The organism is Nocardia sp. CY41, from assembly GCF_009829325.1.
Classification (GTDB): domain Bacteria; phylum Actinomycetota; class Actinomycetes; order Mycobacteriales; family Mycobacteriaceae; genus Nocardia.
Genome location: NZ_VUOS01000037.1, coordinates 1 through 20,173 on the forward strand (window position 1 = coordinate 1; position 20,173 = coordinate 20,173).

A 20,173-nucleotide genomic window follows, 5' to 3' on the forward strand; every position below is an offset into this window, starting at 1 on the left:
CGGCCGCGTGAAGGTCTACGAGGCGATCGTCAAGGGCGAGAACATCCCGGAACCGGGCATCCCGGAATCGTTCAAGGTCCTGCTCAAGGAACTCCAGTCGCTGTGCCTCAACGTCGAAGTGCTGTCGTCCGACGGCGCCGCGATCGAGCTGCGCGAAGGCGAGGACGAGGACCTGGAGCGTGCGGCGGCCAACCTCGGCATCAACTTGTCGAGGAACGAAGCGGCCACCGTCGACGATCTGGCGAACTAGGCGGCAGGCCGGATGCCGCGCAAACGGCATCCGGCCCCGCACATAACTCACTAGTGAACTTTTGCTCGAATTCGACCCGCACAGGGGAAAGGAAGTTACGTGCTAGACGTCAACTTCTTCGATGAACTCCGGATCGGCCTGGCCACCGCCGAGGACATCCGTCAGTGGTCCTACGGCGAGGTGAAGAAGCCGGAGACCATCAACTACCGCACGCTCAAGCCGGAGAAGGACGGCCTGTTCTGCGAGAAGATCTTCGGTCCCACCCGGGACTGGGAGTGCTACTGCGGCAAGTACAAGCGCGTCCGCTTCAAGGGCATCATCTGTGAGCGCTGTGGCGTCGAGGTGACTCGCGCCAAGGTGCGCCGCGAGCGCATGGGCCACATCGAGCTGGCCGCTCCGGTCACCCACATCTGGTACTTCAAGGGCGTGCCCTCGCGTCTGGGCTACCTGCTCGACCTGGCGCCGAAGGATCTGGAGAAGATCATCTACTTCGCCGCCTACGTCATCGTGGCGGTGGACGAGGAGCTGCGGCACAACGAGCTGTCCACGCTCGAGGCCGAGATGGAGGTCGAGAAGAAGGCGGTCGCCGACCAGCGTGACGCCGACCTCGAGGCCCGCGCCCAGAAGCTCGAGGCCGACCTGGCCGAGCTGGAGGCCGAAGGCGCGAAGTCCGACGTCCGCCGCAAGGTCAAGGACGGCGGCGAGCGGGAGATGCGCCAGCTCCGCGACCGCGCCCAGCGTGAGCTGGACCGGCTGGAGGAGATCTGGAACACCTTCACCAAGCTGGCGCCCAAGCAGCTCATCGTCGACGAGGTGCTCTACCGCGAGCTGGTCGACCGCTACGGCGAGTACTTCACCGGCGCCATGGGCGCGGAATCGATCCAGAAGCTGATGGAGAGCTTCGACATCGAGGCCGAGGCCGAGTCGCTGCGCGAGACGATTCGTACCGGCAAGGGCCAGAAGAAGCTGCGCGCGCTCAAGCGGCTCAAGGTCGTCGCGGCCTTCCAGTCCAACGGCAACTCGCCGATGGGCATGGTGCTCGACGCCGTTCCGGTGATCCCGCCGGAGCTGCGCCCGATGGTTCAGCTCGACGGTGGCCGCTTCGCCACCTCCGACCTGAACGACCTGTACCGTCGCGTGATCAACCGCAACAACCGCCTCAAGCGACTGATCGACCTCGGCGCCCCCGAGATCATCGTCAACAACGAGAAGCGGATGTTGCAGGAGTCCGTCGACGCCCTGTTCGACAACGGCCGCCGCGGCCGTCCGGTCACCGGACCGGGCAACCGTCCGCTCAAGTCGCTGTCCGACCTGCTCAAGGGCAAGCAGGGCCGCTTCCGCCAGAACCTGCTCGGTAAGCGCGTCGACTACTCCGGCCGTTCGGTCATCGTCGTCGGTCCGCAGCTGAAGCTGCACCAGTGCGGTCTGCCCAAGCTGATGGCGTTGGAGCTGTTCAAGCCGTTCGTGATGAAGCGCTTGGTCGATCTGAACCACGCGCAGAACATCAAGTCCGCCAAGCGGATGGTGGAGCGGCAGCGGCCGCAGGTGTGGGACGTCCTCGAAGAGGTCATCGCCGAACACCCGGTGCTGCTCAACCGCGCGCCCACCCTGCACCGCCTCGGTATCCAGGCCTTCGAGCCGCAGCTGGTGGAAGGCAAGGCCATCCAGCTGCACCCGCTGGTCTGTGAGGCGTTCAACGCCGACTTCGACGGTGACCAGATGGCCGTGCACCTGCCGCTGTCGGCGGAGGCGCAGGCCGAGGCGCGCGTGCTGATGCTGTCGTCGAACAACATCCTGTCGCCCGCCTCCGGCCGGCCGCTGGCCATGCCCCGTCTGGACATGGTGACCGGCCTGTACTACCTGACCCGTCTGGAAGAGGGCGCGAAGGGCTCCTACCAGCCTGCCACCGCCGACGGCCCGGAGCAGGGCGTGTACTCCTCGCCCGCCGAGGCGCAGATGGCGGTGGACCGCGGTGAGCTCACCGTGCGTTCGCTGATCAAAGTCCGGCTGACCGACCAGCGCCCGCCGAAGGACGTCGAGGCGGAGCTGTTCCCCGAGGGCTGGCGGCGCGGCGACGCGTGGACCACCGAGACCACGCTGGGCCGGGTGCTGTTCAACGAGCTGCTGCCCGCGGACTACGCGTTCATCAACGAGCAGATGCCCAAGAAGCGCCAGGCGACGATCATCAACGATCTCGCCGAGCGTTACCCGATGATCGTGGTCGCGCAGACCGTCGACAAGCTCAAGGACGCAGGCTTCTACTGGGCCACGCGTTCCGGCGTGACGGTCTCCATGTCCGACGTGCTCGTGCCGCCGGAGAAGGCCGAGATCATGGAGCGCTACGAGGCGCAGTCGGATCAGATCGAGAAGAAGTACCAGCGTGGTGCGCTCGATCACCAGGAGCGCAACAACGCCCTGGTCAAGATCTGGCAGGAGGCGACCGAGGAGGTTGGTAAGGCGCTGCGCGCGCACTACCCGGCCGACAACCCGATCATCACGATCGTCGACTCGGGCGCCACGGGTAACTTCACCCAGACCCGTACCCTCGCCGGTATGAAGGGCCTGGTGACGAACCCGAAGGGTGAGTTCATCCCGCGGCCGATCAAGTCCTCCTTCCGTGAGGGCCTGACGGTTCTGGAGTACTTCATCAACACCCACGGTGCTCGTAAGGGTCTGGCCGACACCGCGCTGCGCACCGCCGACTCGGGTTACCTGACCCGTCGTCTGGTGGACGTCTCGCAGGACGTCATCGTGCGCGAGCACGACTGCGGCACCGAGCGCGGCATCGTGGTGCCGATCGCGGAGAAGCAGCTCGACGGCTCGATCATCCGCGACGCGCACGTGGAGACCTCCACCTACGCGCGGACGCTCGCGGCCGACGCGCTCGACGCACAGGGCAACGTCATCGTGGCGAAGGGCGCCGACCTCGGCGACCCGGCGCTGGAGGCGCTGCTGGAGGCAGGCATCACCGAGGTGAAGGTCCGTTCCGTGCTGACCTGCACCACCGGCACCGGCGTGTGCGCGACCTGCTACGGCCGCTCGATGGCGACCGGCAAGCTGGTCGACATCGGTGAGGCCGTCGGTATCGTCGCCGCGCAGTCCATCGGTGAGCCCGGTACCCAGCTGACCATGCGTACCTTCCACCAGGGTGGTGTCGCGGGTGACGACATCACCGGCGGTCTGCCCCGTGTGCAGGAGCTGTTCGAGGCGCGGGTGCCGAAGGGCAAGGCGCCGATCGCCGAGGTCTCCGGTCGCGTGCGGCTGGAGGACGACGATCGCTTCTACAAGATCACCATCATCCCGGATGACGGTGGCGAAGAGGTTGTCTACGACAAGCTCTCGAAGCGGCAGCGTCTGCGCGTGTTCAAGCACGACGACGGCACCGAGCGCCTGCTCTCGGACGGTGACCACGTCGAGGTCGGCCAGCAGCTGCTGGAAGGCGCGGCGGATCCGCACGAGGTGCTGCGCATCATGGGCCCGCGTCAGGTTCAGGTCCACCTGGTCCACGAGGTCCAGGAGGTCTACCGGTCGCAGGGTGTGTCGATCCACGACAAGCACATCGAGGTCATCGTGCGCCAGATGCTGCGTCGCGTGACGATCATCGACTCGGGCGCCACGGAGTTCCTGCCCGGCTCGCTCACCGAGCGCGCCGAGTTCGAGGCCGCCAACCGTCGCGTCGTCGCCGAGGGCAACGAGCCCGCGGCGGGTCGCCCGGTGCTGATGGGTATCACCAAGGCGTCGCTGGCCACCGACTCGTGGCTGTCGGCGGCGTCCTTCCAGGAGACCACCCGAGTCCTGACGGACGCGGCGATCAACTGCCGCTCCGACAAGCTCATCGGTCTCAAGGAGAACGTGATCATCGGTAAGCTGATCCCGGCCGGTACCGGTATCAACCGGTACCGCAACATCCAGGTGCAGCCGACCGAGGAAGCCCGTGCCGCCGCGTACGCGGTGCCGTCCTACGACGACACCTACTACAGCCCGGACAGCTTCGGTCAGACCACCGGCGCCGCAGTCCCGCTGGACGATTACGGCTTCAGCGACTACCGCTGATCCGTCAGCCGTAAGGCATCCGGCCCCCGCTCCGTTCTGGAGCGGGGGCCGGATTCGTTTGCGCGTGGTGGACAACCGGCGCGCGAGCCAGTAAAAGTGGAACAGGTTTCAGTTCTGTTCCTGGAGGTGGCGGTGGACGGCGTGGCGTTGGCGGACTTGGTGGTGGCCGGGTTCCGGAAGCTGGGGTTCATCCGGTACGCGGGAGTGGAATGGGAGGAGTTCGCGGCCGGGCGCAACGTGGTGTCGATCGTGCCGCAGGCGGAACACCTGAATCACAACGGGGATCTGCACGCCGCGGTGTTGTTCGGGATGGCGGAGACCGCGGCGATGGGCGCGTCGGTGTCGGGAATCGTGGATTTGATGGGGGATACGTTCATCGTCGCCAAGGATGGGCGTATCGAGTACAAGGCTCGTGCCAAAGGGGAGGCGGGGCCTTTTCGCGCGACCTCCGCGTTCTCCGACGAGACGCTGGCGAAGATGCGGGCGGACATCGAGGCGAAAGTGCCACTCGAAATGGAAGTTCCGGTGGACATCACCGACAACACCGGAAAGACTATCGCGGCAGCGGCATTCACGGCCGTGCTCCGTCCGCGTCGATCCTGATCTGCCGCAGGTGCTCGCCCCGGGATGATCAAGCTGCTACTCGACGAGCGGCCGATGCTGCGAGCCGAGCGCAGTGACGGGATCATCGGCCGTGTTCCGCGGCCGGCGGCCAGTGCTGCGGGCCGAGTGCCTGGACTCCGCGCACGCCGGTGCCGTGCGAATTGCGGGGTCGAGGATCTTGTTCGCCTCGTTGTCACGGCGAAGTGTCCGTCGCCGCACCGGTGCCGCGCATTTCGAGACCGTGGCCGCGGCGCTCGCGATACGAAGTCCGGACCGGCGGTGCGATGCCGCTCGAAGGGTGGTCCGAAGCGCGGCCGGGCGACCACGCTCCGGACGCGATCTCACTGCTCGCTGTCGAGCATCGCCATCTGCGCGGTGGCGTAGCGTTCACCTGCCACCCGATCGGCGGGCACGGCCGACTCGATGGTGGACAACTCGTCCTCGGTGAGCGAAAGGTTCAGCGCGCGTACGGCTTCCGCCCAGCGTTCGCGACGGCGGGTGCCGATGAGCGGCACGATGTCGTCGCCGCGGGTCAGCGCCCAGGCGATGGCCAGTTGCGCCACCGAGGCGTCCTTGCGCGCCGCGATCGCGTTCAGCGCGCGGACCAGTTCGAGATTCCGATCCAGGTTCTCGCCTTGGAAACGCGGGCTGTGGGCGCGGAAATCACTCGCGGCGAAGGTGGCGCCGGGCTGGATCGCATCGCTGAGCAGGCCGCGGGAGAGCACGCCGTAGGCGGTGACACCGATGCCGAGTTCGCGGCAGACGGGCAGGATGCGCTCCTCGATGCTCCGGGAGATCAGCGAATATTCGATCTGCAAATCCACGATGGGGTGCACGGCCGCCGCCCGCCGGATGGTCTCCGGCCCGACCTCGGACAGGCCGACGTGGCGCACGTATCCGGCCTCGATCAGCTCACCGATGGCGCCGATGGTGTCCTCGATCGGCACGTTCGGATCCAGCCGGGCGGGGCGGTAGATGTCGATGTGGTCGACGCCGAGCCGCTGGAGGCTGTAGGTCAGGAAATTGCGCAGCGCCGCAGGCCGGTTGTCCACGCCGACGAAAGCGCCGTCGGGCCCGCGCAGCGCGCCGAACTTCACGCTCAGCACCACGTCCTCGCGGGGCCGCTCGGCGATGGCCTTGCCGATCAGCATCTCGTTGTGTCCCGCACCGTAGAAATCACCGGTGTCGATGAGGTTGACGCCGGAATCCACCGCCGCGTGGATGGTCGCGGTCGATTCGGCGTCGTCGGTCGCGCCATACGCGCCGGACATGCTCATCGCGCCGAGGCCGATGCGGCTCACGGTCGGGCCGGTGGCCCCGAGCCGCACTTGGTCGATCTTCGTTGTCGTCATGGTCCCAGCCTGCGCCGGTCGTGAGCGACGCGGGAGAGATCGCTTATCGGGGGAGCGGCGATCCCTGGCTGAGCACGTCGTTCCGCGGGACAGTTATGGCATGGACCGCCCCGAACTCGCTGATTTCCTGCGCCGTCGCCGCGAGCAGCTCACGCCCGCCGAGGTGGGGTTGCCGCCCGGTGTCCGGCGGCGCACGCCGGGCCTGCGTCGCGACGAGGTGGCCCTGCTCGCGGGCATCTCGACCGACTACTACACCCGGCTCGAGCAATCGCGCGGCCCGCGTCCGTCCACCCAGGTGCTCGCCGCGCTTGCGCGTGCTCTGCGTTTCGGCAACGACGAACGTGATCATCTCTACCATCTGTGCGACCACGCCCCGCCGGGACGCGAGACGACCGACAAGCACGTGGGCCCCGGCCTGATGCACCTGCTCGCCAAGCTGGACGACACCGCGGCGACCGTCATCACCGATCTCGGCGAGGTTCTCGTGCAGAACCGGATGCACACCCTGCTCGTCGGCGATCACGGCGACCGTCGCGGGTGGGATCGGTACTACGCCTACCGCTGGTTCACCGACCCTTCGGCACGCGCCCTGTTCCCGGAGGAGGACTGGGATCGGCTCGGCCGCAACCATGTCGCCGATCTCCGCGCGACGGCCGCGCGCCGAGCGGGCGACGCGGACGTGACCGCGTTGATCGCCGAGCTGCGTTCCGCGAGTCCCGAATTCGACCGGCTCTGGAACGAGCACCACGTAGCCGTGCGGCTCTCGGACACCAAGCGCATTCGGCATCCGCAGGTCGGCCTGATCGACACCGTCTGCGAAACGCTGCTCACACCCAACGCCGCCCAGCGTCTGCTGGTCTACCTACCGCGTCCGGGCACGGACGCGGCGGAGAAACTGGACTTGTTGCGGGTGATCGGTACGCAGCGGCTGACGCCCGCCGACCGGCTCGACTAGGGCGCGGTGACGTACTCGAGCGCCGCGTCGACGGCGGGCTGTCCGCCGCCGATGACATACCCGGCCATCGCGCCGATCGCGGCGCCCGCGACCGCGGCGACCGGCACGGTGATGAAGTCGATCACGAACAGTCCCAGCGGAAAGCCGACGATGAAGCCGATGGCGGCGCCGATCCCGGCTCCGGCCAGGATGGTCGGCATGGCCTTCTCGGCCTCGGCGTAGAACCGCTCCTGGGCGCCGATATCGCGCAGCGGCGCGTCGGCCATCGCGACCGGTGCCACGGTGAGCCGGCGGCCCGCGTCCTCGAGCACGGGCCGCAGGGACACGCGCTGGTCTCCGAGGCGCAGCGTCATCGGCAGTGCGGCGACGATTTGCCCGTCGCGATCGGCGACCGTCACCACCCGGTCGTCGTGGGTCAGCTCGAACGTCCCGTCCTGAAGGGTCGCCACCGCCGCGCGGCGGTCCTCGGTGGCCGCGACCTCGTAGGCGACCTGGTGGAACGTGCCGTGCAGGTCGAGCGGCGCGTCGGCGGGCGCGGGCTGCGCGTGTGCGGCGCTCGTGGTGAGTGCGGTGGCCGCCAACGCCACCAGAGTCGTCGCGGTGATTTGGGAGATCCTCATCGTGCTCTTTCCGTGTCCCGCCCCCGTGTCCGGTTCGTCCGGACAAGATACCGCTCGCGGGGCCCGATCAGAAGTGCTGAGTCACAGTTCTCCACCGAATGTCCCCGGCGAAAGTTCCTGCCCTACCTTCACCGCCGGATGCTCGCGGTGTGGCCTCGGACTGCCGAGCGCTTACCCCGGGGCTGCGGCGAGTCGTGTATTCGCGGCCGACCGTCGCTCGGGTCGCCGGCGATTGCCTCTTGACGACCGCGCCCTGATGCGAAACACTGAACTAGATGGTTCAGTATGACTTCTTGGATGCCTCCTTCGGGGCGCTCGCGGATCCCACCCGGCGCGGGATCCTGGAACGCCTCGGCCGGGGTCCCGCGACCGTCAGCGAGCTGGCGGAACGCTTCGAGATGACGCTCACCGGCGTCAAGAAGCACATCCAGCTGCTGGAGGCGGCGGGCATGGTGGTCACGGAGAAGCGCGGCCGAGTGCGGTACTGCCGCCTCGGCGAGAACGTCTTCGACCGCGAGGTGGCCTGGATGCAGGGCTACCGGCGGATGGTGGAAGCGCGGCTGGACCGTCTCGGCGAATTCCTCGAACGAACGGAGCAGGAGCGATGAGCACAACCACGAACGAGGCCGTCATCACGGCCGACACCGACCGCACGATCCACATCGAGCGGATCTTCGACGCGTCGCGCGAGCGCGTGTGGGACGCCTACAGCAGGATCGAGCTGCTCGCCCAGTGGTGGGGGCGCGGCAACCGGCTCGACATCGAGCGCTGGGAGTTTCGTCCCGGCGGGCACTGGCGATTCGTCGAGCACGCCGAAGGGGAGACCCACGGCTTCGAGGGCCGCTTCCGCGAGGTCACCCCGCAGGAGCGCATCGTGTACTCCTTCGAGTGGGACGGCATGCCCGCCCACGTGGCGATCGACAGCGTCAGCTTCGTCGATCTCGGCGACGGTCGTACCAAGGTGGTCACCGACAGTCAGTTCCACACGCCGCAGGAGCGGGACGGAATGTTGCAGTCGGGCATGGAATCCGGGCTCAACGAGAGCTACCGCGCACTGGACGCGTTGCTCGCACGCGGCTGAGCCGGACAACGCTTCGGCTCCGGTGGTGGGAGCGGAGCCGAAGCGTGTGGCGGCTAACCGTCGCGGCGGGAGACCCTGAGGCGCAAGAGATCCGGTTTCAAGGTGATCGTCTCTCGCACGCGCAGCTGGTAATCCGGATCAGGAGTCAGATCGAAGGCGCGCAACAGTGTCGCCAAGACCAGCACCATCTCGTGCTGGGCGAATTGGCGGCCGATGCAGGCGCGCATACCCACGCCGAATGGCCGGTACAGCTCCGGATGGCGGCCGCGCACGCGCTCGGGGAGGAAACGGTCGGGATCGAACTGTTCGGGATCACCACCCCACAGCTCGTGCCGATGGAGCTGGAGCAGGACGATGAACACCCACTCGTTCTTCTCGAACGGGTAGCGTCCGTCCAGCATCGTGTCCGCGCGCGCCTTGCGGAAATATCCCGGAGCCGTCGGCCACAGCCGGAGGGTCTCGTCCACGATGCGCCGCACATAGCGCAGTTTCGCGACCTGCTCGAACGCGATGTCGTCGCCGGCGCAGACCTCGTCGACTTCCTGGCGGGCCCGAGCGGCGACGGCCGGGTCGACCGACAGATAGTGCAGCGCGAAGGCCAGGACGCCCGCAGTGGTCTCGTGGCCCGCGGTGAGGAAGGTGAGGATCTGGTGGCGGACATTGGTCGGATCGAGCAGTTCCCCCGTTTCCGGATCCGGCACGGAAAGCATCCGATCCAGCAGGTCCCCGTGCGCACCGGCGCCCTCCCGGCTGCGCTGCGCGATCACCTCATCGATCGTCCCGTTGACGAGGTCCACGTCGCGCCGGTGCTGAGCGCGCTGCTCGCGGAACACGGTGCGCTCGATGAGCGGGTGGGAGTAGGCGGCGCGGTTGATGTAGGTCAGAGCGCGCAGCATCGCGGCGACCACGGGGTGCGGGTCGGGGCGGGTGAACGACTGGAAGTCGTAGCCGAACGCGGCGCGCCCGATGACTTCCAGCGCGACCTTGTTGGTGTCGGCCGGTACGTCGACCCACTCGCCCGCCCGCGCCGTCCAGTACTCGACGAGTTCGGCAGCGCAGGTTCGCATGGTGGCGTGGTAGCCGCGCATGGCCGCCGCGGTGAACGACGGCGCGAGGATGGCGTGAGCCTTGGCCCAGTTCGGTTCGGAGTTGTGCGCGGTGAACAGCCCGTCTCCGGCGACGGTGCGCAGATCGCGGATCGGCACACCCAGAAATTTGGCCCACAGCGCGTCGTCGTTGATCTCGCGCAGCAGATCCGGATCCGACACGTACGTCACGCGGGTCCCGAAGATGTTGCGTTCGTAGATCCCGCCGTACTTCTGCGCGCCGCGCATGCCCCATTGACTGCTGTCGGTGACGTGCAGATCCCATATGTCACCGGCGAGCGGGAGCCGGAACGGCGGGTGCGGCAATTTTCGGTCATTCGCCCGGATCCGGCGCTGGGAATTCGTCGTGGTCATCTCGCTCCGTCCAGTTGAGCGCGCAGGTAGGTCTGCGCCCGTCCCCAATGTCGCGCGACACGGCGCAACGTACGGGTTTCATCGACGATGTCTCGACCGGGCGCCGACGCCTGCAGCCGAAGATAGGAACCGGGTCGAGCGCCACCGGCTTTGCGATGCGAGGCGCGCGCGATCTGCACCGCCTCGGCGACGTCGGCGGGCACGTTCGCCGGCATCGGTTCGGCGAAGCGTCCGAGTACGAGCAGCGCGTCCCGGATCTCGACGACCATCCGGTGCATGCGCCGCCGCGGGTCGGGATCGGGGTCGGAATGTGCGGGGCGTGGGATCTCGGCGCACGTCGTCACCAGATCGCGCCACATCGGAGCCAGCTGTCGTACGGTGCGCGAAGCCGAGTCGATGCCGAGCCGCCGCGCGATCTCGGTGCCGATCCGGGCGCTCGCGGCCAGCGAGCCGAGGCCAACCATGTAGACGAAGTTGTTCTCGTTGGCCTGGAATCGGAAATCGACGAACGCCGCGCCGGTCCCGGTCGCCGCGCAGACCGAGCTGGCGAAGATGGAGACGGCCTCCTCCAGCGTCCAGGCGCCGACGAACAGGATCAGCAGATAGGTGAGCTTGTGGGACGGGCGCAGCTGGCCCGCGCGCAGCTCGCGGACGCCGGCCGCGGACACCAGCAACCCGGTCACCCCGCACCACCCGGAGAAGAACGCGAAGTAGGCGACCGTTTGCCAGCCTTCGGTCCGGTCGATGTACTGCCCGAGGGCGCGGGCGTGCGCGCCGAGCAGCAGCATCAGCGTCATCGACACGCCCACCGCGGCCCACACGGTCCACCGCATCCGCCGGTACCCCGCCGAAGTCTGCTCCGACCATCGATCCGACCACGATTGCGCCAGCACGATCAGCGGCGCGAAAGTCGCGACGATGAAGGTGGTGCCGAGTTGTCTGGTGAAGCCGATGCCGAGCAGGCCGGCGTCGGCCAAGGCGGTCTGGACGGTCCCTTCGCGCAGCAGCGCCGCGATCACCGCGCAGGTCAGGGCATAGGTCACCTGGCGTTCGCTGGGCCGGGACCGGCCGTGCAGCCACGCCAGCCGCAGCAGGGCCACCAGCGCGCTGCTTCCGATGATCAGCCACGCGATGACCGGTGGGGCCGAAGAAGTCACCCCTCACCGCCCCAGAACGATCGCATCGGACGCGAGGAGCGCCAGCGGGAGACACCCGACAACAGCAGGTCCGCGAACAGCTCGGCCTCGTGTTCCTGATCGTCGGCGAACTCGCTGCGTCCGAGTACCCGCCGAACCATGGCCGGGTCGATGGACGGCAGCAGCTGCCGCACTCCCGTCAGGCCCGCGGTCCCGGCATTGTGATCGAGCACCATATGGCCGGTCTCGTGCGCGATGATCTGGTCGATATGGAAATCGGTCGTGCCCTCGGCGTAGGCGAACACGTCCACATCGGTGCAATCGAGCCACAGACCGCACGGCGTGCCGCGGCCCGGTTCCAGGGCCCCCGGCAACAACGTCGAAGCGACCGGCACGAGTTGGATGGGCCGCCCACGCCACTCGCCCAAGGCGGCCAGGAATTTCTCTCTGTGCCAAGGCGACGGAACGAGTTTCAGCACGGCCTCGCGCGCAGCCATCACCCGCTGCGTCGAGTCATCCATCGGAAGCCCCCTCCCCACCGAAAAACAGGTGGTGACTGGACTTTACAACGACCGACGGACACAGGCCGAGTCGGAAGCCGGGTGAGTGCGGGCCGGTTCTGCCGGCCCGGCCGGGAATTGGACCGGCCCCATCACCACCGCCGCGCGGAATACGCGGCATCGCGACTCAGTCCCGGGCCGGGCCGATCCGGCGCTTGCGCGGCTTCAGATGCAGTCCGGGCAGCGGCGGCGCCGGAATGCGCTGTTGCGGAGTGTGGCCGGCGATGTCGGCGAATCGGGTGACGTCGTGGTTCTCCCAATCCGCCCGGGCGGCGGTGACGTCCTCGTGGCTGCGGCCGACGAAGTTCCACCACATCACCAGCTCCTCGCCGAACGGCTCGCCGCCGATCAGCGCGAAGTGCGCACCACGGGTGCTGCCGAGCCGGAGTTCGTCGCGCTCGGTACCCAGGTACAGCAGGGGGCCGGGCGCGAGTTCCTCGCCCGCGACGGTCACCTCGCCCTCGATCACCAGCACCGCGTGCTCGAAACGAGGGTCGAGCGGAAGGGTGACGTCGGCTCCGGCCGCCAGTCGCACATCGGCGCCGACGATGGGGGTGTAAGCGATCGCGGGCGAGGTCTTCCCGGCCAGCGTGCCGATCAGCACGATCGCCCGGAGGCCGGGCGCCTCCACGACCGGCAGCTCGCGGTGCTGCTCGAAATGCGGGGCGATGCCGGTGCGGTCGCCCGGCAGGGCGATCCACAGCTGCAGGCCGTGCCCCGCGGGCGCGCCCGCGACGGCGTACTCGGAGTGCGCGATGCCGCGTCCGGAGGTCATCAGGTTCAGCTGGCCGGGTTCGATCTCCACGTCCGAGCCCACCGAATCGCGATGCCGGATGCGGCCCTCGAACGGCCAGGTCACCGTTTGCAGGCCGATGTGCGGATGCGGATCGATGTCCGGCGGCGCGCCGGTCTTGGTGACCGTCGGCGAGCCGAAGTGGTCGAGGAAGCACCACGCGCCGACGGTGGGCAGGTCGCGCTGCGGCAGCACGCGTTCGACGTAGACGCCGCGCACCCCGCCGAGCGGCACCTCACGGGCCGGATACCGCTCTGCGACCGGGCCGGGGCCCGGCGCAGGTTCGCACAGCGTCTCGGCCGGGCGTGGGTCCAGATCACTCACCGATCGACGCCCTTGCCGATCACGTGCTTGTCGTAGTCCGGGTGCTTGTCCAGGTACGCCTTGATGAACGGGCACACCGGACGGATCACGCGCCCGCGCTCGACGACATCCTCGATCGCGCTCTCGGCCAGGACGGACCCGAGGCCCTTGCCGGAGAACGCGCCGTCGACCTCGGTGTGCGTGAACACCGTCTCGTCGTCGCGTTCCTCGTAGTCGGCGAAGCCCGCCAGCTCCCCGCCGTAGAACACCTCGTAGCGATGCCGCTCGTCGTTGCGGACGACCTTGGACTGCGAAGCCGATTCGGTCATGGTTCCCTTCTCCTTCCGTGTACGGACCGGATGTCTGCTGAGAATCGAGACCCGGTTGAACGCCCCGATCGTGGTAGCCACCCAGATGACGACGGACAACTGGTCATCCGTCAGATACCGGCGCGCCGCAGCGTACTCACGCTCGACGACGTCTTCGCCGGGAAGCGTCGCCGTGATTTCCGCGATAGCGAGCACGGCCTGCTCGAACGGGGTGTACGGGCCGCCGCGCCGCCAGCCGGGGAGCACCGCGATCTCCTGCTCGGTGGCGCCGGCCGCCAGGGCGGCCCGGTAATGCACGTCCAGGCAGTACGCGCAGCCGTTGAGCTGGGAGACGCGCAGATTGACCAGTTCGATGATCCGGCGATCCAGCCCCACCGCCGCTCCCGCGGCCCTGACCTCGTTCGCGACGCTGTTGAGCGCGCGGAACGCGGTCGGCGTCTGCTTGTCGATCCAGACGCGGTCGCGTGGCGCTTCGGGCTTCATATTCGTGGGATGTTAGTCGCCGCCGGTGAACGGCGCAGACCAGGCCGCCGAATAAGCGGACTTCGGTCCGAAAGTTTGCGAGCCGATCGCCGATGATCGGCGCGGCCGGAAGCGCCGCCCCGGTGATCCGGCGTGGCGGGCGACGCCGGATCACCGGATACCTCACGAGATCTCGGTGAACCGCCGCAGCTGGAACGGTTCGACCAGGACTTCCTGCAACGCGGTGGCGAGCGCCTTCAAGTGCGGTGTCCGGAAATGTGCCGCCAAGGCGTCCTCGTCGGTCCACTCCTCCAGCAACACCATCCGGCTCGGGTCGGTGGGATGCAGGTAGAGCTCGTAACGCAGGCACCCGCCTTCCGCGAGGGTCGGTTCGATCATGCCTTGCAACAGATCCCTCAGTTCCGCCTCGCGACCAGGCTTGGCGAGGAAGCGCACGTTGAGCGTCAACGTCGACATGGTCGGCTCCTGATCTCGGAGGTCATTCCCGGCCCGCGGACGTGAACGACATGTCCGCGTATCGGGTTCCGGACACCTGGCTTGCGATCGGCTCCAGCGTCGCCAGCTCGTCGGGGGTCAGTGCGATCGTCGCTGCGGCGACGTTCTCGGCGAGCCTGGTCCGGCTGCGCGTGCCGGGGATCGGGACCACCGCGAGGTCGTGCACGCCTGCTCGAGCGTGTACCCAGGCCAGCGCCACCTGTGCCAGGGTGATGCCGCGTGTTTCGGCGATCGCGCGCAGCGGAGCGAGCAGCTCGGCGTTGCGCGCCGCGTTCTCGCCGGTGAAGCGCGGCATCGAGGAGCGGAAATCGTTCGCGTCCGTGGTGCCGGTGAACGATCCGGTGAGGAAGCCGCGCCCCAGCGGCGAGTACGGCACGAACGTGACACCCAGTTCCGCCGCCACGGGCACCGCGGTGCGTTCGACGTCCCGGGAGAACAGCGACCATTCCGACTGCACGGCCGCGATCGGGTGCACCGCGTGCGCCGCCCGCAGTTCGGCGCCCGTCACCTCGGACAGGCCGAGCGCGCGGACCTTGCCCTCCCGCACCAGTTCCGCCATCGCGCCGACCGTGTCCTCGATCGGCACGGCGGGATCCTTGCGGTGCATGTAGTACAGATCGATGGTGTCGATCCCGAGCCTGCGCAAGCTGCCTTCCACGGAGCTGCGGAGGTAGGCGGGGGAGTTGTCGAAGCCCCGGTAGGCGGGGTCGTCGGCTTTGCGGACGATGCCGAACTTGGTGGCGATCACCAACCGATCGCGCTCGGCGCGGACGAAATCGCCGAGAAATTCCTCGTTACGGCCGGAGCCGTAGACGTCGGCGGTGTCGAACAGCGTGACACCCAGCTCCAGCGCCCGGTTCAGAGTCGCCCGGGATTCGGTGAGGTCGCTGGGGCCGTAGAACTCGCTCATGCCCATGCACCCCAGCCCCTGGGTGCCCACCTGGATGTCGCCGCCGCCCAGCGCTGTGGTGGGCAGCGTGCCGACCGTTGTCATACCTTGATCCCTTCGGTGTCCTGCGTGGTGCCCACGGCCTGCTCGATCGCTCGGCTCTTGCTCTCGTACAGGGCGATCTTGCGATCGAGCACGGCCAGGGTCTGACGAAGTTCATCGATCTTGGCGAGCACTTCCGCGCGGGTGTCCCGGAACATCGCCAGCCGTTGCGGGAGCGTGGCGTCTCCGGCCCGCACCAGCTCGGCGTAGCGCAGCATGTCCGCCACCGACATGCCGGTCGTGCGTAGCCGCCCGATCAGCGCCAGCCATTCCAGATCCCGGTCGCTGAATCGCCGCTTGCCGGTGTGGTCGCGCCCGATGTAGTCCATCAGCCCGATCCGCTCGTACCAGCGCAGCGTGTCCCGGCTCAGCCCCGACCGCTCGGACACCTCGCCGATCGAATACCGGGGCTGCTCCCTGTCGTCGCTCACGCTCCCGTGAGAGGCGGTTTCGCTCACTGCACTCGCCCTTCCCGTTGAACATCGATGACGCTAGTCACCTGGAGTGTGCTCCAAGCAAGGCTCGGATTCAGCTGCTGTAGTCGGGCAGCTGCTGGACGGCCCACTTGTTGCCGTCCGGGTCGGCGAAGAAGGTGAACAGGCCCCAGCCGAGATCCTGAACCGGCGTGGCGTCCACGCCGGCGGCGATCAACTGCTGATAGGCGTCCTCGGCGCTGGCCACCACCATCTGCATACCGCGGACACTGCCCGGCGCCGCGTCGGTGAGGCCTTCGCCCAGACAGATGGAGCAGCCGGAGCCGGGCGGGGTCAGTTGCACGAAGCGCAGGTTCTCGTCGACCCGGTGGTCGTGGTCGGCGTTGAAGCCGATCTTGGTGTAGAAGTCCTTCGCGCGGTCCACGTCGGTCACCGGAATGGCGACGAGCTCGATTTTCCAATCCATCCGGCGAGCATTCCACCGCGCACCGACAAAGTCCCGGATTACGGCCTACGCTGGGAACATGCCTGGAAAGGACATCGACCGGATCAGGGCTCGTTCGGCCTGGGCGACGGTCAAGGAAAGCCCGGTGATCACCGCTGTCGCGATCGCGCCGTTCGCGCTCGCGCTCGGGGTGGTGTGGTGGTTGTTCGGTGGACTCGCCGCGTTCGCGCTGCTACTCGTGCTCGGCGGGGTCGTCGTGGTCGGCGGCAGGTTACTGCGCTGACCGCGCGTATCCGTCGCGTGCGGTCAGCGCGGGATGTGGAAATGCACCAGCTCCCCGGTCCCCGGATCGACCTCCGCCCAGTCGCGATCGAAACGCAGCACCCCCAGTGCTGAGGTCGGGAACTTCCGGCTGAGTTCGACCGCGGGGGCGCCATCGCGATTGCTCGCCAATTCCCACGCGGTCCACGGCATGCCCGGCGCGTGCCCGACCACCAGCAGCGTCGTCACGTCGTCGTCGCTGAGGCGGACCAGCTCGATGAGCGTCTCCGGCGCGGCCTCGTAGATCCCGGGTTCGAAGACGACCGGCGCGGTGACTCCGGTGGCCGTGAGCGTCTGCCTGGTCCGCGTGGCGGTGGAACAGCGCACCGCGTCGATCGGCGGCTGGGTCGCGCGCAACCAGTCGCCCGCGAGCGCGGCCTCGCGCCTGCCCCGCGGCGCGAGCGGTCGTTCGTGATCGCCGACGCCCTCCGGATAGGCCGATTTACCGTGCCGCATGAGGATCAGGGTCCGCGCCATGGAGATACGGTAAGCCCTCCGGGCGAGAGGCCCCGACCACACTCGAGGCAAACTGAAAGCGGCATCACATCACGAACTCCAGCGGGCGACCCTCGCGGCGGACGTGACGAACGCCGCTCATCTGTCCACCACAACCCCTGGGTGGCCACAGCCCACGTACTTCTTCGAGGATCAGCACAATATGGCCTACGTAATCACGCAGCGTTGTTGCAACGACGCCAGCTGCGTCTCCGAGTGCCCGGTCGACTGCATCCGTCCCACCCCGGACCAGCCGGAGTTCGCGACGACCGAGATGCTCTACATCGACCCCGACACCTGTATCGACTGCGGCGCCTGTGTCGACGCGTGCCCGGTGGAGGCCATCTTCTCCGAGGACGACCTGACCGCTTCGCTGGCGCGATTCCGCGACATCAATGCCGCCTACTTCCAACGGCATCCGCTGGAATCGAACTTCGATCCGATCGTCACCCCCTCGCGTCCGCCGAAGGAGCTGGGCACCCTGCGCGTCGCGATCGTCGGCGCCGGTCCCGCGGCGTGCTACGCGGCCGACGAACTGCTGCGCAGGGCCGACGTGGAAATCGAGATGTTCGACCGGCTGCCCACGCCGTGGGGCCTGGTGCGGGCGGGCGTCGCGCCCGACCATCCGGGCACCAAGACCGTCTCGGGCATGTTCGAGTCCGCGTTCCGCCGCGAGACCCTGCAGTACTACCTCAATGTCGAGGTGGGCACGCACATCTCGCACGAGGAACTGCTGCGCCATCACCACGCCGTGATCTACGCGGTCGGCGCCTCGAGCGACCGCAGGATGGGCGTCCCGGGCGAGGACCTGCCGGGTAGCCACTCCGCCACCGAATTCGTGGCCTGGTACAACGGTCATCCCGATTTCGCCGACCGGACCTTCGACTTGTCCGGCGAGCGGGCCGTGATCGTCGGCAACGGCAACGTCGCGTTGGACGTGGCGCGCGTGCTGACCGTCGATCCCGACGAACTCGCCAAGACCGACATCGCCGATCATGCGCTGGAGGCTCTGCGGCAGAGCAATATTCGTGAAGTCGTCGTGCTCGGCAGGCGCGGCCCGCTGCAGGCGGCTTACACCTCGCCGGAGTTCCTCGCGCTGGCGCATCTGAAGGGCGTCGACGTCGTCGTGGACGAGACCGACCTGGCACTCGATCACGCCAGCCAGGCGATCGTGGACGACCCGCAGGTCGAGCCGTCGCTGGCGTTGAAATACACGCTGGCCAAGGAATACGCCGGCGGCCGCCGGGCGGAGGGCAACAAGCGGATCGTGTTCCGCTACCTGACCTCGCCGACCGCGCTCACCGGCAGCGAGCGGGTCGAGGCCGTCGAGATCGTGCACAACGAGCTGTTCGAGGAAGACGGTCAGTTGGTCGCGCGGCCGACCGATCGCACCGAGAGCATCGCCGCCTCGCTGGTGCTGCGGTCGATCGGGTACCGCGGCGAGCGGATCGGCGAGCTGCCGTTCGACGAGCGGCGCGGCGTCGTGCCGAACGAGCACGGCCGGGTCATCGGCGACGACGGGACCATGCTGAGCGGCGTCTACGTCAGCGGATGGATCAAGCGGGGCCCGCGCGGCGTCATCGGTTCGAACCGGATCGACTCCGAGGAGACGGTCGAGCTGCTGCTCGCCGACTTCACCGCGGGCAAACTCGCAGCCCCGCAAGCCGATCGCGCCGCGCTGAAGGCCCTGCTCGCCGAGCGCCAGGCCGACCTGGTGGACCGGGCCGGCTGGCGAGCGATCGACCAAGCGGAGAAGTCCGCGGGCAAGTCCGCAGGCCGCCCGCGCGTCAAGTTCACCACCCGCGAGGACCTGCTCAAAGCCGCCCGCGGCTGACGCCCCGGAGCCGGTCGGCTCACCGAGATCCGACCGGCCTCGAGCCCCGGTTCCCCGCTCGACCGTTTGCGGTAGCCCCTGACAGACGCACAAACCCGCCCGCCCGCACTCGTGAGACCCTGGCGGCTCCGGAACCCGCCGACTGATTTCGCGAGCACACGGGTAACTCACCGGGTACGCCCGAAACCCGAGCCGCACCCAACGCAGGACCTGAACGCAACTCCAGCGCTGCTGACTGGTACGGCCTGAAGACGCGGAGAGGCGGGGGAGCCTAGAAACCCGGAGAGGCGGGCTGGCCGGGTAAGGGCATGATGCGGACGACGGTCGTGGTGGTTCCGCCGACCACGAACCACAGCCGCAGCACCGGCTGCCCGGTGCGATCCCCCGGCTCGTAGCGGCTGCGCACACTCACGTGCTGGCGGGCCAGGACCGGGGCCACGTATTCGATCACCGCGCGGTGCGGGCCCGCGAGCAGTTTGGGATATTCGACCAGGAACTGTTCCACCGCTTGCCAGTAACAGGCGTTGTTGACGTGGTTGTACTGGTCGATATCGGTGGCGCGCACCGGGAACGGTAAGTCGGTGTCCGACTCCGGCGGGGTGGCGTCGGTCAGATACGGCCGCCACCGCAGCCGATGCTCGGTGGAGGTGCGCGCGAGGTAGGCGAGGCCCTCGTCGCTGATCCGCGCGGGCATGCCGGTGGACTCGCTGATATTGATCCAGAAGCCCTCGGTCTCGATCAGTCCGCCGTTTCCACTGGTGATCCGCACGCGCATGTTGGTCCACCGGGTGGACATCGCCGAGCACCACCGCAGCAGCCGCACTTCGTCCGGCCACAGGATCGGCCGGATCACGTCGATGACCGTGCGCCGGACGATCCAGTTCGGGTCGGTCCGGTGGAAGAACGTGCTATGCAGGTTTTCCCAGGCGATATCTTGCAGGTAGCGGGCGATGGCGTCGAACCGCAACCGGTCGTAGGGATCCACATCACCAGCCCGGACGGGCCACGCCGAAGCAAAGCCCATGCCCTCCTGGGGAAGCGGGGCGAGTGGCTGATCGAGTGACACTTGTGCTCCTCGCGCTGCACGGTGTGCCGCGTTTCTTCATGCGGTGCTGTTGTGACGACTTTACGGGGCGTACGTCACACCCTCGCGTCGAGCCGTCCCTACCTCCTTAATAGT

At 68.0% G+C, this 20,173-nt stretch carries 21 protein-coding genes; 8 read left to right on the forward strand and 13 right to left on the reverse strand.

Translation table 11 applies throughout. The features are described from left to right. The 3 genes from GVY64_RS32485 to GVY64_RS32495 all read left to right on the forward strand — a co-directional run. The coding region (locus GVY64_RS32485) for a DNA-directed RNA polymerase subunit beta (protein WP_159849832.1) at positions 1–250 on the forward strand (250 nt) is incomplete at its 5' end. A 99-nt stretch (positions 251–349) separates the two neighbouring features. After that, a complete protein-coding gene (locus GVY64_RS32490; protein ID WP_159849834.1) occupies positions 350–4,303 on the forward strand; it encodes a DNA-directed RNA polymerase subunit beta' in 3,954 nt (1,317 codons plus the stop codon). Positions 4,304–4,399: 96 nt separating this feature from the next. Next, complete coding sequence (locus tag GVY64_RS32495; RefSeq protein WP_236567429.1) at positions 4,400–4,906, forward strand: PaaI family thioesterase; 507 nt, start codon at positions 4,400–4,402, stop codon at positions 4,904–4,906. 341 nt (positions 4,907–5,247) lie between these two features. Here the strand turns inward: GVY64_RS32495 and GVY64_RS32500 are convergent, their stop codons facing one another. Beyond that, positions 5,248–6,258, reverse strand: coding sequence for an aldo/keto reductase (locus GVY64_RS32500; RefSeq protein WP_159849836.1), 1,011 nt, complete (start codon positions 6,256–6,258; stop codon positions 5,248–5,250). 100 nt (positions 6,259–6,358) lie between these two features. Here GVY64_RS32500 and GVY64_RS32505 point away from each other — a divergent pair, with 100 nt between their 5' ends. Continuing rightward, positions 6,359–7,213, forward strand: coding sequence for a helix-turn-helix transcriptional regulator (locus tag GVY64_RS32505; RefSeq protein ID WP_159849838.1), 855 nt, complete (start codon positions 6,359–6,361; stop codon positions 7,211–7,213). On the opposite strand, the gene GVY64_RS32510 is transcribed toward GVY64_RS32505, so the two are convergent. Beyond that, on the reverse strand, positions 7,210–7,833 hold the full coding sequence (locus GVY64_RS32510) for a hypothetical protein (protein ID WP_159849840.1): 624 nt from the start codon (positions 7,831–7,833) through the stop codon (positions 7,210–7,212). The two genes, GVY64_RS32505 and GVY64_RS32510, sit on opposite strands and share 4 nt — an antisense overlap. A gap of 275 nt (positions 7,834–8,108) precedes the next feature. On the opposite strand from GVY64_RS32510, the gene GVY64_RS32515 reads away from it, so the two are divergent. Next, positions 8,109–8,441, forward strand: a complete 333-nt coding sequence (locus GVY64_RS32515) for an ArsR/SmtB family transcription factor (RefSeq protein WP_063025390.1) — start codon at positions 8,109–8,111, stop codon at positions 8,439–8,441. Next, the gene (locus tag GVY64_RS32520) at positions 8,438–8,914 is read left to right on the forward strand and encodes an SRPBCC family protein (RefSeq protein ID WP_159849842.1); all 477 of its coding nucleotides are present in this window, start codon (positions 8,438–8,440) and stop codon (positions 8,912–8,914) included. The genes GVY64_RS32515 and GVY64_RS32520 overlap by 4 nt, the downstream gene beginning before the upstream one ends. 53 nt (positions 8,915–8,967) lie before the next feature. Here the strand turns inward: GVY64_RS32520 and GVY64_RS32525 are convergent, their stop codons facing one another. The 9 genes from GVY64_RS32525 to GVY64_RS32565 all read right to left on the reverse strand — a co-directional run bounded on the left by GVY64_RS32525 (position 8,968) and on the right by GVY64_RS32565 (position 16,364). Beyond that, the gene (locus GVY64_RS32525) at positions 8,968–10,374 is read right to left on the reverse strand and encodes a cytochrome P450 (RefSeq protein WP_159849844.1); all 1,407 of its coding nucleotides are present in this window, start codon (positions 10,372–10,374) and stop codon (positions 8,968–8,970) included. Further along, positions 10,371–11,531, reverse strand: coding sequence for an MAB_1171c family putative transporter (locus GVY64_RS32530; protein WP_159849846.1), 1,161 nt, complete (start codon positions 11,529–11,531; stop codon positions 10,371–10,373). Before GVY64_RS32530 ends, GVY64_RS32525 begins: the two co-directional genes overlap by 4 nt. Continuing rightward, positions 11,528–12,031, reverse strand: coding sequence for a hypothetical protein (locus GVY64_RS38205; RefSeq protein ID WP_236567430.1), 504 nt, complete (start codon positions 12,029–12,031; stop codon positions 11,528–11,530). Before GVY64_RS38205 ends, GVY64_RS32530 begins: the two co-directional genes overlap by 4 nt. A gap of 166 nt (positions 12,032–12,197) precedes the next feature. Further along, positions 12,198–13,187, reverse strand: coding sequence for a pirin family protein (locus tag GVY64_RS32540; RefSeq protein WP_159849848.1), 990 nt, complete (start codon positions 13,185–13,187; stop codon positions 12,198–12,200). Next, positions 13,184–13,978, reverse strand: a complete 795-nt coding sequence (locus GVY64_RS32545) for a GNAT family N-acetyltransferase (RefSeq protein ID WP_159849850.1) — start codon at positions 13,976–13,978, stop codon at positions 13,184–13,186. The genes GVY64_RS32540 and GVY64_RS32545 overlap by 4 nt, the downstream gene beginning before the upstream one ends. A gap of 162 nt (positions 13,979–14,140) precedes the next feature. Then, positions 14,141–14,434 (reverse strand): putative quinol monooxygenase, encoded by a 294-nt coding sequence (locus GVY64_RS32550; protein ID WP_159849852.1) that lies wholly within the window; start codon positions 14,432–14,434, stop codon positions 14,141–14,143. A gap of 22 nt (positions 14,435–14,456) precedes the next feature. Then, complete coding sequence (locus GVY64_RS32555) at positions 14,457–15,467, reverse strand: aldo/keto reductase (protein ID WP_159849854.1); 1,011 nt, start codon at positions 15,465–15,467, stop codon at positions 14,457–14,459. After that, positions 15,464–15,895 carry a MerR family transcriptional regulator gene (locus GVY64_RS32560; RefSeq protein ID WP_236567431.1) on the reverse strand — a complete coding sequence of 144 codons (432 nt, stop codon included), beginning with the start codon at positions 15,893–15,895 and terminating at the stop codon, positions 15,464–15,466. The genes GVY64_RS32555 and GVY64_RS32560 overlap by 4 nt, the downstream gene beginning before the upstream one ends. 97 nt (positions 15,896–15,992) lie before the next feature. Further along, complete coding sequence (locus GVY64_RS32565; protein ID WP_159849858.1) at positions 15,993–16,364, reverse strand: glyoxalase superfamily protein; 372 nt, start codon at positions 16,362–16,364, stop codon at positions 15,993–15,995. 58 nt (positions 16,365–16,422) lie between these two features. Between GVY64_RS32565 and GVY64_RS32570 the strand changes: the two genes are divergently transcribed. Further along, complete coding sequence (locus tag GVY64_RS32570) at positions 16,423–16,626, forward strand: hypothetical protein (protein ID WP_159849860.1); 204 nt, start codon at positions 16,423–16,425, stop codon at positions 16,624–16,626. Between the two features lie 23 nt (positions 16,627–16,649). Here GVY64_RS32570 and GVY64_RS32575 read toward each other — a convergent pair whose 3' ends face one another. Further along, a complete protein-coding gene (locus GVY64_RS32575; RefSeq protein ID WP_159849861.1) occupies positions 16,650–17,141 on the reverse strand; it encodes a SixA phosphatase family protein in 492 nt (163 codons plus the stop codon). 181 nt (positions 17,142–17,322) lie between these two features. Between GVY64_RS32575 and GVY64_RS32580 the strand changes: the two genes are divergently transcribed. Continuing rightward, a complete protein-coding gene (locus GVY64_RS32580; protein ID WP_159849914.1) occupies positions 17,323–18,993 on the forward strand; it encodes an FAD-dependent oxidoreductase in 1,671 nt (556 codons plus the stop codon). 271 nt (positions 18,994–19,264) lie between these two features. On the opposite strand, the gene GVY64_RS32585 is transcribed toward GVY64_RS32580, so the two are convergent. Further along, positions 19,265–20,059 carry an acyl-[acyl-carrier-protein] thioesterase gene (locus GVY64_RS32585; protein WP_201298260.1) on the reverse strand — a complete coding sequence of 265 codons (795 nt, stop codon included), beginning with the start codon at positions 20,057–20,059 and terminating at the stop codon, positions 19,265–19,267. Positions 20,060–20,173: the final 114 nt, after the last annotated feature.

Bases quoted from the DNA above. Each gene is read 5' to 3' on its own strand.
- GVY64_RS32565 (WP_159849858.1), bottom strand. From the start codon at position 16,364: ATGGATTGGAAAATCGAGCTCGTCGCCATTCCGGTGACCGACGTGGAC.
- GVY64_RS32505 (WP_159849838.1), top strand. From the start codon at position 6,359: ATGGACCGCCCCGAACTCGCTGATTTCCTGCGCCGTCGCCGCGAGCAG.
- GVY64_RS32550 (WP_159849852.1), bottom strand. From the start codon at position 14,434: ATGTCGACGTTGACGCTCAACGTGCGCTTCCTCGCCAAGCCTGGTCGC.
- GVY64_RS32545 (WP_159849850.1), bottom strand. From the start codon at position 13,978: ATGAAGCCCGAAGCGCCACGCGACCGCGTCTGGATCGACAAGCAGACG.
- GVY64_RS32580 (WP_159849914.1), top strand. From the start codon at position 17,323: ATGGCCTACGTAATCACGCAGCGTTGTTGCAACGACGCCAGCTGCGTC.
- GVY64_RS32500 (WP_159849836.1), bottom strand. From the start codon at position 6,258: ATGACGACAACGAAGATCGACCAAGTGCGGCTCGGGGCCACCGGCCCG.
- GVY64_RS32575 (WP_159849861.1), bottom strand. From the start codon at position 17,141: ATGGCGCGGACCCTGATCCTCATGCGGCACGGTAAATCGGCCTATCCG.
- GVY64_RS32515 (WP_063025390.1), top strand. From the start codon at position 8,109: ATGGTTCAGTATGACTTCTTGGATGCCTCCTTCGGGGCGCTCGCGGAT.
- GVY64_RS32570 (WP_159849860.1), top strand. From the start codon at position 16,423: ATGCCTGGAAAGGACATCGACCGGATCAGGGCTCGTTCGGCCTGGGCG.
- GVY64_RS32510 (WP_159849840.1), bottom strand. From the start codon at position 7,833: ATGAGGATCTCCCAAATCACCGCGACGACTCTGGTGGCGTTGGCGGCC.
- GVY64_RS32555 (WP_159849854.1), bottom strand. From the start codon at position 15,467: ATGACAACGGTCGGCACGCTGCCCACCACAGCGCTGGGCGGCGGCGAC.
- GVY64_RS38205 (WP_236567430.1), bottom strand. From the start codon at position 12,031: ATGGATGACTCGACGCAGCGGGTGATGGCTGCGCGCGAGGCCGTGCTG.
- GVY64_RS32520 (WP_159849842.1), top strand. From the start codon at position 8,438: ATGAGCACAACCACGAACGAGGCCGTCATCACGGCCGACACCGACCGC.
- GVY64_RS32525 (WP_159849844.1), bottom strand. From the start codon at position 10,374: ATGACCACGACGAATTCCCAGCGCCGGATCCGGGCGAATGACCGAAAA.